The organism is Nisaea nitritireducens, from assembly GCF_014904795.1.
In the GTDB taxonomy this organism is placed as follows: domain Bacteria; phylum Pseudomonadota; class Alphaproteobacteria; order Thalassobaculales; family Thalassobaculaceae; genus Nisaea; species Nisaea nitritireducens.
This window is the reverse complement of the sequence record NZ_JACZFS010000069.1, coordinates 1-1,206: the sequence shown is the minus strand read 5'-3', so window position 1 is coordinate 1,206 and position 1,206 is coordinate 1. Positions and strand designations below refer to the sequence as shown.

Here is a 1,206-nt window from a genome sequence, read left to right as displayed (position 1 = left end):
GTGCTGCTGGTCAACCTGCACCACATCGCCGCAGACGGCTGGTCCCTCGGTGTGCTGGTGCGTGACCTGAGCGCGCTTTATGCCGCTGCCCTCGAAGAGCGTGAAGATGATCTGTTGTCTGTTCTGCCGCCTCTGCCGATCCAGTATGCCGACTATGCCGCCTGGCAGCGCGACTGGCTCAGTGGAGAGGTGCTGGAGACCCAGCTCTCCTATTGGCGTGATCGCCTCGGGAACGCACCGGCGCTCCTAGAGCTCCCCGCCGATCACCCTCGCCCCGCCGTCAAGAGTTACAAGGGCGGGCAGCGTGCCCTCACCCTGCCCCCGGAGTTGACGGAACGGCTGGAGGTCTTCAGCAGGGCTAAGGGCGCCACCCTCTTCATGACCCTGCTCGCCGCCTTCAAGGTCCTGCTGCATCGCTATAGCGGTCAGGAAGATATTCTCGTCGGAAGTCCCATCGCCAACCGGACCCAGGCCGAGAGCGAGGAGCTGGTCGGCTTCTTCGTCAACACACTCGTCATGCGCAGCACGATCGAACGTGCGCAGAGCTTCGAGGCCGTTCTCTCCCAACTGCGGGAGACAGCGCTGGACGCCTATGCCCATCAGGATCTTCCCTTCGAGACACTGGTGACAGAGCTGCAGCCAGAGCGCTCGCTCTCCCACTCTCCCCTCTTCCAGGTCATGTTCGCCCTGCAGAACGCGCCCCAGGAGGCGCTTGCTCTCGGCGAGGCAACGATCCAGCCCCTCGCGCCGGATCTCGAGACCGCGAAGTTCGATCTCACCCTCAGCATCGATGCCAGCTCACACGGGCTTGCCTGCAACTGGGAATATGCCGCAGATCTCTTCGAGCCCTCCCGCATCGACCGCATGGCTGCCCATTACCGGGAGCTGCTGGAAAGCATTCTAGCAGCGCCCGAGGCGCCTGTCGGCACCCTCCCGCTGCTGACACCGGAAGAGGGCCGTGACCTCGAGCAATGGAGCGGCGGCGAGAGCCCCTATCCGCGTGACGCCGCGCTCGCCGAGCTCTTTGCGGAGCAGGTGCAGGCGGCACCCGACGCGGTCGCCCTCCGTTTTGGTGAGACCGAGCTCAGTTATGCGGAACTCGACAACCGCTCGGGCAAGCTGGCGGCCTATATCGCCGCGCGCTTCGATCCGGCTTCGGGCGCCGTCATCGGGCTCTGCCTGCCGCGCGGGGTCGATCTGATTGTG

At 65.0% G+C, this 1,206-nt stretch carries 1 protein-coding gene; it reads left to right on the top strand.

Translation table 11 applies throughout. From position 1 onward, the window contains the following. The coding region (locus tag IG629_RS20705; RefSeq protein ID WP_226886990.1) for a condensation domain-containing protein at positions 1–1,206 on the top strand (1,206 nt) is incomplete at both ends.